The 10518-nt window shown below is 56.7% G+C and carries 5 protein-coding genes; 1 reads left to right on the forward strand and 4 read right to left on the reverse strand.

Going from position 1 to position 10518, the window contains the following annotated elements; genetic code table 11:
• Positions 1 to 369 precede the first annotated feature (369 nt).
• Positions 370 to 6930: a hemoblobin-interacting domain-containing protein gene (locus AC3Y2E_RS32425; RefSeq protein WP_379217412.1), complete on the forward strand. Its 6561-nt coding sequence runs from the start codon at positions 370 to 372 to the stop codon at positions 6928 to 6930.
• Between the two features lie 74 nt (positions 6931 to 7004).
• On the opposite strand, the gene AC3Y2E_RS32430 is transcribed toward AC3Y2E_RS32425, so the two are convergent.
• From AC3Y2E_RS32430 to AC3Y2E_RS32445, 4 genes are all read right to left on the reverse strand, one after another.
• Positions 7005 to 7541 carry a shikimate kinase gene (locus tag AC3Y2E_RS32430; protein ID WP_379217413.1) on the reverse strand — a complete coding sequence of 179 codons (537 nt, stop codon included), beginning with the start codon at positions 7539 to 7541 and terminating at the stop codon, positions 7005 to 7007.
• Positions 7542 to 7668: 127 nt separating this feature from the next.
• Positions 7669 to 8550, reverse strand: a complete 882-nt coding sequence (locus AC3Y2E_RS32435) for a class I SAM-dependent methyltransferase (protein ID WP_379217414.1) — start codon at positions 8548 to 8550, stop codon at positions 7669 to 7671.
• Positions 8551 to 8601: 51 nt separating this feature from the next.
• Entirely contained in the window at positions 8602 to 9525 is a 924-nt protein-coding gene (locus tag AC3Y2E_RS32440) for an NAD(P)/FAD-dependent oxidoreductase (RefSeq protein ID WP_379217415.1), read from the reverse strand.
• Positions 9526 to 9593: 68 nt separating this feature from the next.
• Positions 9594 to 10082: an RrF2 family transcriptional regulator gene (locus AC3Y2E_RS32445; protein WP_379217416.1), complete on the reverse strand. Its 489-nt coding sequence runs from the start codon at positions 10080 to 10082 to the stop codon at positions 9594 to 9596.
• Positions 10083 to 10518 lie beyond the last annotated feature (436 nt).

Raw genomic sequence — 10518 nt, forward strand, 5'->3', positions numbered from 1 at the left:
TCTGCTATTTTTAAGTAAATAAAAATCACTTAAACATTAGTTGACGGCCCAACCTGCTTTCTACAGTATCGACCCGTTTCTCCACAGCGCGCCGGACTTCCGGTGCAGTGCCCTGCCGCCCGTCTTCGGCTTGGTATATGGGCTCCTAATAAATTGCTGCCGCCTTCGGTCGGATGTTATGCCGCTTGAACCGGACCGTTTGAACTTGTTCCGGATTTTTGTAAAAGCGCATACATTTTGTAATTTATTAGTAGTTTATATAAATAGGTGAATCGTGAGGTGATATCACAGCAAATCCGCACACGAAGCAGCCGATCCGGATGTATCGACAGCAGCTTTATCTGAGACTCTTATGAAGGAGGAACGCATGTGACACGCAAAGGCAGTTTGATCGCTCTGGCTTTCCTTTTGCTCTGGCCGCTTGCCCTGTACAACCCGTCGCCGGCCGCCGCAGACGTCAGCGGCTCTGCGCCCATCCCGACTTATTCGCACAAATGGCTCGTCGTGCCGTACGGCGGCGCTCCCGCGATAGACGGATCATTATCGCCGGGAGAATGGGACTCGTTTCCGATTAACGATTTTTCCACCGTATTCGAACAGAAGCCGTCGGCCTCGGACAGCTCGTTTGCCGTCTCCTACGACGCTAACTATCTGTACATCGGGGGATCGTTCGACAAAGTTGTGAAAGCGATTACAGAAAGGCTCGAAATTGTCCTTGCCAAAGGCTCGGACGGTGAAGCGCATTATGTGCTGCCTGTGCCGATTACACCGACCACCCCCATCACGGTAACCGACTGGAACATGGGACGCCAGCTGTCGAAGACGTCTCCTCAACGTTTTACGGTTGGCAATGCCACAACCTCGGTTAACGATACGGCTACGCGCACCGTAGTCGAGATTGCCGTGCCCTGGAGCTCGCTTGCCTCCTCCATGCCGGCCGGCGGCGAGGAGTGGCGCTTGAACATCGTCCATATCTACCACATCGGAACGTCGCCGTTAGCCGCATGGGCGCCGCTCGAGACGTCCAATTTCATCGACCAGGGCGGCACGAAAACCGTCAAAGCCAACCTCGTCGACGAAGGACGCTTCGGCTCGCTGTACTTCGGCCAAGTGCCGGCCGGCACGGCGGAGCAAGGAAGCGGCGTCCAACTGGATTATGTATCGCCGACGCGCAAACGTCTTTCCTTCGACCGCATCGACTCGTCGCTTAGCGAGCTGCAGCTCGAATGGAAGGGCCCGGCCGGAAGCTGGCAGCCGCTGGCAATCGACTCGCGCAGCTACGCCGGTGGACGCGATACGCTCGTATTCGACCATCCCGACACCGACGCTTTCGGCCAGTACCAGTTGCGCCTGCACCGTTACGAACCGGGCCAGCCGGGCGGCGGCAAGCTCTCCCACATCGTCACCGACCGGGAAAGCATCATTCGCGCCGGCATCCAAGCCCAGCTGGACTTGTATCCGACACCAACGGTGCAATCTGTCACCTATGCCCCCCCTTCCCAACAAGTGCTCGATTTGATCGACCTCATCCCGCCGAGCAACGGCTTCCGCTTTACCGGATTGCCGGAAATGCCCGAACTGCACCCTGACGCGTTATACACCTTGTCTGCCGATAAAAAAAGCTTGATCTCGACCAAAACGTCGACCGTCTATCCGAACCCCTCCTATCCGGAAACCGGTTCGATTACCGTGTCCACCCGCAGCGGCGGTACCGTTACCTACCCGTATTATGAGGACAGCAGCGGCAAACGGTACTTCTTAACGGCTCACCTCTGGTATTTGCAGAAAGCGTACGTTCTCGGCCAGCTTCAGCAGCTGTCCAAAACGGACCCGATGGGCGCCGCGCACGTGCTGAACGCGCTCCTGCAAGCGTTCGATCAATATGTGCCGACGACCGACTATATATGGGAAAACTACCCGATCAACCTGACGTCGGGCCCTCCGTTCAACTACTGGGGCGGTTTGTGGGGCAGATGGTCCGTATCCGATCTGAACAGCCTGAGCCCGGTCAGCGTCGCGTTCGGCAACGTCCGGAAAACGGATGCGCTGGCGCAGCTCAGCTCGATCCACGGCTATGATCTGGAGCAGCGTTTGCTGGACGAGCTGTTCATCCCGTCGATCGATTTCGTGCTTAGTTTTCCGAAGGCGCTTGGCAATATGAACTACGCGCAATGGCTCGGTCTGATCGATGCGGGCAAAGCGCTGAACGAACCGGACTATTTGCATATGGCGTTCGAATGGATGCAGGCTTACACCGAGATGGAGTTTTTATCCGACGGCTTCTGGAAAGAGGTTACCGTGTCGTACCACAAGCAGTCGATCGACGGTCTGGACCGGGCGGTCGACGCCTTGAACGGCTACAGCGATCCGGACGGTTATTTGTCGCCGCGCACTGGACGCCGTTTCGATCAATTAAACATGGCCGACGATTACCCGATTATCGACAAGGCGCTGCGCAACAACGACCTGCTCGTCTATCCGAACGGCCATGTGCTGCCGGTAATGGATACGTGGGCCAACGAAAAATCGGCCAAGCCGATAACGGCCGAAGGCTCCTTCCTGCTGCCTGCGACCAAAATCGCCCGCACCGCGTCGGGAAGCGACGCCGGCCAGACGCAAGTGTGGCTGCAATTTGTGCCGAAATACGGGCACAATCATTACGATCCGTTGAACCTGAACTATTATGCGCTCGGTCAGGAGTTATTGCCGGACTTGGGCTATACGTACACGAAAGACCGCTATTTTACGTTATCGACCATCGGACACAATACCGTCGTCGTCAACAGCTCGAATATGGCGATCAACAACAATTCGCGGAACGGGGGCAATATCGAGCTATTCGCGCCGCTGGGCGACGCGCAGGTCGTACGCGCCGAACAAAGCGCGGGTTATAACGCCGCGTCCGAGTACCGCCGCGAGCCGTGGCATATTACGTTCCCCGGCGCGCCGAACGGCGAAGGCTACTTGCTCGACCTGTTCCGCGTAGAGGGCGGCACCCGCCACGAATATACGCTGAACGGCGATGCGAACCGCGATGCGCAGTTCGTCACCGATCTGGAGCTTGAACCTTACGGAGACTATCTGCTGCCGGCAGGCGTTACCGTAGTCGAGCCAACCGGCTTCAATGAGAGCGGCAGCGCTCAAGGCCATTACTACGGTTATATCTCGATTAACGATGTCGAAAAAGCCGTATTGCCGGAAAACGCCGGTACGTTCCGGGTCACGCTGCAAACGTCGGAGAACGGGACGGATAAGGCGCGGATGAACATCATCGGCGTGCTCGACGACGGCAGCAACGAGCTGTATTTGGCCCGCTCCCCGTCGATCCGCTCCACCCGTCTGTCGGGCAAAGCGCTCGATACGAACGACGAGGCTGTCAAATACGACATGCCGAAGCTCGTCCTGCGCCGTGACGGCACTCAGCTGCAAAGCACCTTTATTACGGCGATGGAACCTTATGCGGCTTCGGCGGCGCCGAAAATCCGGACCGTCGACCGGCTGCAGCTGGATTCCGCGCCGAACGGCGCCGTTGCCGTACAAGTGACCTACGACAACGTGACCGACATTATCATCAGCAACACCGGCTCTCCGGATACGCCAATCGTATTCGACGATATCGTGATGAAAGGGAAAACCGGCTTCATCCGGATGATCGATCAGCAGGTGACACAAATGGTTGTCGTCGGCGGCACTGCGCTGACGAAAGGCTCGATTACCGTAAATGGTGACGGAACCGTACAGGGCGCGATCACCGCGACGAAGCGCAAGGCGGCGGGCGACGGCTTCGACGGCCTCGTGACGTCAACCGTCATTCCGGCCGGTGTTGCCGCTTCCCTGTCCGGCAAGTACGTCGTGGTGAAGCATCCCGACCAATCGACCGAGTCGTTCCTGATTCGTGAAGTGACGACAGGCTCCGGCGGCTCAACGATCGTGTTCGAAGAGCACGATCCCGGCTTTACGATTGCGGGCGACGGCAGCTCGCGCCAGCTGTTCATCCCTCATGCAAGCTGGACGGGTACGCATACGTTCCAGATCGATACGGTTGCGGGTTATGAGGCTGATCCGGTATCGGCCGTTACGCTGACTTCGGACAAAACCTACTACTTGCCCGGCGAACCGGTGCAGCTTGCCATTGCCGGCACAACCCGCAGCGGCAGTCCGTTCGGCGGCGTCTTCCATGAGGTTCGTTACAAGAGCAGCGACGAATCGGTATTTGCCGTCGGCTCGGACGGAACGGTGTCCGCCGTCGGAAGCGGCATAGCGAATATTACCGCCGTCGTCGACTGGAACGGCCGCACGTATACCGACCGGATCACGCTCGTGTCCCAGTCGAGCGGTTCCGAAACGTTCTCGTTCAACAACTTGCCGATCACGTCGCAAACGGTGCCGACGCTTTATGTAGCCGGCTCGGATACGGTCCAGCTGGAGGCGAATACACCAGGCGAATCGATTACGTTCGCCTTTGACGCGGCGAAAAGCGATACGTACGACATCCGGTTCACCCCGTTCGTCGCGCGCAGCTACGGGCAGTACGATGTGGCCGTAGACGGCAGCCCGCTCGGCTCGTACGAGTTTTACGCTTCCACCGGCGCGGCGATCAGCACGTTCGAACTGCTGGGCACCCGCTATCTTACCGAGGGCACGCATACGATTACGTTTACGAATACCGGCAAGCATGCCAGCTCGACCAATTACAAGATGGGCGTCCGCCAGCTTAAGCTGCAGGAAAGCAGACTGCATCCGCCGGCATTAACGACTCCTGGCACCCCGCTGCGGATCAGCGATGCCGTAACTCTTTCGTTTGCGGATTCGTCCGCCTGGCGCAGTGAAGTGGACGGTGTATACGTTGGCGATACGCTGCTGACGCCGGGTCAGTACACGTTATCGGCAGGCAGCCTGACGCTTGCTCCGTCCGCTTTTGACGAGCCGGGATCGAAGCTTGTGCGCATTACCGCGGACGGCTATCGCGAGGCGGCTCACATGGTCAAGCTGTACGACAGGGCAGATTTGGCCGGATTGTCGCTGGACACCGCACCGCTCGTCCCAACCTTCCGTCCGGACCGCTACCGGTATGAAGCGGGTGTCGCCAACTCGTCCGCGAGCGCTTCCGTGACGGCGGCGGCGATCGACGGCAGCTCGACGATCACCTCGGGCAGCTCGTCCGCTACCGGCACGCTGACCGTGCCCCTGACGCTTGCAGCCGGCGCCAACGCCGTCTCGCTGCAAAATGCGAAGGGCGGCTCCACTAGCACGTATACCGTGGACGTCTTCCGCGCTTACGAGCCGGACGCTCTGCCGTTTACGGTGACGGGCGTCGTGTACGAGCAGCGGACGATTCCGGTCGCAGGCGCCGTTGTCACGATTCCGGGCACGACCTTGACGGCAACGACCGACGTGTACGGACAATTCCAGCTGCATGGGGTCGGACCCGGTCAGCGCCGTCTGGCGGTCAGCCACCCGGCGAAAGGCTCCGTATTGTCGCCGCTAGCGCAGATCGAGAGCTCGACGAACACCGTGACGGCAAACGTGTATTATCCGTTTGTGGATATAGTCCCGCCGACCGTCAGCCTGACCGGCCCGGCGCTGCTTACCGTCGGTTCGTCGGTTTACGCCCAAGCGGATGAACCAGCCACGCTGTACATCGTGCCGGAGACGACTCCCGCAACGGCAGAGGCGATCCGCGGGTCGGTTACAAGCGGTGCCGGCAAGCAGGCGAACGTCGCCGAGAACGTATCGACAGAACTGTCGACGCTCGGACTCGAATACGGCCGCTACCGGGTATATGCGATCGACGAAGGCCACAATGTAAGCACGAACAGCTATGCCGTCACGCTGCTTCCGGTCATGTCGGGTTATATCGACCATACCAACAGCCTGTTTACGTATCATGGAACTTGGACATCCTACTCCTCCTCCAGCTATCATGGAGGTACGATGGTGCTCAACCGTATCGCCGGCAGTTATGCGGAAATTCCGTTCTACGGCTCCCGGGCGGCCTGGATCGGCTCGCGCAATGCGGCGTATGGACTTGCCGACGTGTATATTGACGATGTCTTTCAGGAAACGGTGAATTTGTACAATCCGACCTTGATCTCCAAACAAACACTGTACGACACCGGCGTTCTTACACCGGGCATTCACACGATGAAAATCGTCGTAAAAGGCCAGCGGATCAGTCCGGCCACCAACGACCACGTCTCTGTGGACGCACTGCACATTATTGATCCGGGTCATTCGGCGCCGGTCGTCAGCGGCGTATCCGCCGCCAGCCTGCAAGCGGGCACCGGCCTGACGGCGACGAGTTCGGACAACGGCACGCTTTATTTGGTTCCAAGTTCGACGCAAGCCACTTGGGCGAAAATCGATCAAGCGACGCAGCGGACCGGACTGAACAAGTACGGCGTCAAGGTAGCGGCGCAAGCCAACGTTCCGGCTACGCTGGACACGACGAATCTGGCGCAGGACCGCTATGTCGTCTATGCCGTCTCGGACATCGGCATCGTGTCCGCAGCTTCCGCGGCCATCGACATCGTGGCGACGACGTCCACGCTCATTGACGATACCAATCCGCTTATCACGTATTACGGCAACATAACGGCCAATTCCAGCTCCAGCTATTACGGAGGAACGGAGCGGATCGGCCGGGAAGCCGGCGCTTATTTCGAAACCGAATTTTACGGCAACCGGGCGATTGTGTACGGCACGCTCGCCTCGAACGGCGGCTTGGTCGACATTTATTTGGATGATCAATATGTGATGACGTACGACTATTACCGAGCCGGCACCGGTGTTACCCAGTCGCAAATTTGGGATACCGGTACGTTGACGCCCGGACTTCATAAAGTGAAGTTCGTCGTCACCGGCAACAAACATCCGTCGTCGCAGAACATCTGGCTGCGCTTTGACTATATGCGCACCTACGCGCCGTAACGCAACCGAATCGGGAAGGCAACGCAAAAACCTGCGGGTCCGCTTAGGCGGAACCGCAGGTTTTTGGCATTCGATCACTCTTCTGCTGTCGACTTGCGAATAACATCAATTAATCGTGCTGCCAGTTCCTCCACGGTTCGATCATCCGCGGCGACCGTATAGTCCGCATACTTGCGGTACAACCGATCTCTCTCCTCGTACAGCTCCAGCAACGTTTTTCCGTTATCCATGACGACTCCGCGTTTCTGGATGTCCAGATGGGCAAGTCGTTTCGCAACAGCCGGGTAGGAAATTTCCATAAATACGATATCTGCTATCGATTTTAAAAATTCCATTGCCTTCTCGGAGTAAACGACGCTTCCTCCGGTCGCAATGACGGAGTTTGCACACGACAGGGAACAAACCGCGTCCGATTCTAACATCATGAATTGTTCCCTGCCTTCGTCTTCAAGGAGCCGCCATAACGGCTTCCCGTTAATCTCTTGAATAATCGAATCCGTGTCGATTAAAGGCCTATTCAGCGCTTCTGCAACGATGACGCCAATTGTACTTTTCCCGCATGCCGGCATTCCTATGAGGGCGATATTGCTTTTGTTGCGAATTTCACTCATTCGATCACCTTCCCAATGGTTGAAACGGTACATTCTCGATGAGTATCATTTCGCTACCCCCTTTTGAAACTCCTGTTTTTGGGAGAAGTCACTCGCCTGATCCCTGCACTGCAACTATCACTAAGCTTCAGCCATACATATGCAAATCCTGCAGGCGAATCAGCACTTTGCCGTAACGGCCGCTCTGACGCACGGTCACCCGGCCGGACGGATACGTACGCTCCAAATAGTCGGCCGCCGTTTTCCGGTTCCGCTCGTCGGCAGGCACACCGTGACTGCGAAGCAGATTCATTATTTCCTGCAGCGCCGCTTCTGCGGGGACTTCCGTCGTTTTCGTTTCCCGTGTAATCAGCGACTCGTAGGCATAACCTTTGAGATAGAGCAGATGCAGCAAATACCCCAGCTCCGTATACTTCGCCCCAAAAGGCTTGCCGGTAATCAGCGGCCAGATTTCATTCACCAGACTATGCTCGGTGGAACCCGCCGGCATGCTGATGTAACAAAACTTTCGCGCGCATTGAAGCACCTTTTCCACACTTTCCCAATCGTGGAGGACCGGACACATCGAGACAAACACGAGATCGAAAGCATCGCTCCAGCCTCTCGCCTGCACGTTAATCTCTTCAAACGGCTCGGGTACGATCTGTACCTGATCTTCGGGGAAACCGGCTATATTTTCTTTCAGCAGCTCGACCAGTGGAAGCGATGACTCGACGGCGGTTACCCGGGCCCCCCGCTCCGCAAACGGTACCGTAAACACGCCCGAAGCGGCGCCTACGTCCAGCACCGGAACATTTTCGAATCGCACTCCTTGCCCTTCAAGCCAGCCGATAATTCTGGCGGCCCGCTTTCTTCCCTCCGCGTCAAACGATTGCTCGTTGAAAGACTTCGCCTTCTGATCAAAAGCCCGGGCCGGTTCGATCCCCGCCTTTTTCATCCTGGTTATGACAGTATCCCCGCGGTCCTTCCATGCTTTTTCCCATATCGCTTCCTGGTAAAAGTCGTTCATATCCGTCCCTCTCTCCTATGCCAAAATTAAAATCTCCGATGTGGAACCTATTCATCCGTTACGCCTCCAAGCCTCCGTGTTCAGCTCGTTGTTCATCGCCCCGGCGGCAGCTGCGCCCATAGCGGCGGCGGCTATCGCCTGATGCATGCGGGATACCGCATCTCCGGCGCCGTAGACGCCCGGAACGCTCGTTCTCCCCATCTCGTCGACAGCAACTGTACCCGTTTCAGTCATGCGGCACCCGATCGCCTGCGGCAAGTCCGATCCCGCAACCAGATCCGGTTTAAAAAAGATTCCTCTGCACGGAATCGCCGTCCCGTCTTCAAGATCAACTTGTCGTACGATACCGTCGCTGGAATCGATATGCCGTATCGGCGAATCGAACAAGGGGACCTGGTGCCGCCGAAGCTCCTCGCGCTGTTCATTCGTCAATTGATCGGGGCCGTTCGTGCAAATCGTAAACCGGTTCGTCCATCCGGATATCAACGGAGCGAAATGCATAAGCTCAGCTCCCTTGTTAATGACAACAAGCGGCTCGTCCCTTAACTCCCAGCCGTCGCAGTACGGGCAGACGAAAGCGCTTTTCCCGTAAATGTCCGCCAGCCCGGGGATATCCAGCGGACGATCCTTCATTCCGATTGCAAACAGCAGCTTTTTGCTTGTATAGGTGTTTCCTTCCGCAGTCGCAATTTGAAAATGGCCGTCCGTTCCCGTAACCGACACAACCATATCCGCCGCGAAAGATACGGAGGGATAGGCGCCGATCTCTTCCTTCGCCAATCGCCGAAATTCGCCCGGACTCACCCCGTCGCGGGTAAGAAACCCGTGAGTTTCGCGGGTCACGGCATTGCGGGGACGACTGTCGTCGAACACGGCCACCCGTTTTCTCGCTCTCCCCAGCACGAGGGACGCGCTCAACCCGGCTGGTCCTCCGCCTATAATCGCTACGTCAAGAAGTTCTGCTTTTTTCACCATTAGACACCTCCGTGGATCTACAATATCCATAATTAAAATGCAAGAAGTGCATCACTTCTTGACCGTGATCACTTCTTGTTTCCTTCCAAGTTGAAATGTCTCTTGAACGCCTCATCCAATAGCGACTGAATCGTATGCTCCTGCAAGTATTGGTGCAGATGCTGCTGCGCTCCCAGCATGACCTTCTCCACCAAACATTCGCCGTTGCCCCGACGTTCCCGAACCGGCTCGGCCGTCCCGTCGTCGGCTAACAACCGATGCTGCTGCGATTTCGAATTCGAGCATTCGAACAGCTGCTCTCTGCCTTCCATCACTTGAATCACATCGAGAAACGTAATCTGTCCGGCCGGCCGCGCAAGCTCGTAACCGCCGTTCACTCCCGGTACGGCGCGTACGATGCCGTCCTGTCTCAGCTTGGACATAATTTTGGATAAATAGCTTTCCGATACGCCGAGTGTCGCGGACAATTCCTTGATTCCGACATTGGCATGACGTTCCGGGTGACCCAGATGAAGCAGGGCGTGCAAGGCGTAATCGGTGCTTTTCGAGTACTGCACGTTTCGGACCTCCTTCCCCCTATCCATCCTATTGTGGACCTGTGATATCCATAATAAACAATCGGACTCGGAATTGCAACTGATTTCGATTCAGCGGACGTTCATGGGGACAGATTAATCTTAAAATATTACGACCGGTACACGACCATAATGTGTTCCAATAGTAAAGCGGGTCCCGCTTAGAAACGGAACCCGCCTGAAAGACTGCTTCGAAGGCCAGCGTTTGAGCGGCTTAATTTCATCATTCGACTTGGAACTTATGACTTCGCTTTTACTCCATTCGTGAGCGGACGGTTCCATTCGTACGGGTTTGAACCTCTCATGACTAAAGTCACGAGATTCTTGGGTAGTCCCTTCTAACGAAGAGAAGTTCACCAAGCTAACCCTGTCGTTCCGACAGTTCGTGTAAGGATTACACAGCAAGAAGTCTTTTGCC

Source organism: Paenibacillus sp. MAH-35, from assembly GCF_058135425.1.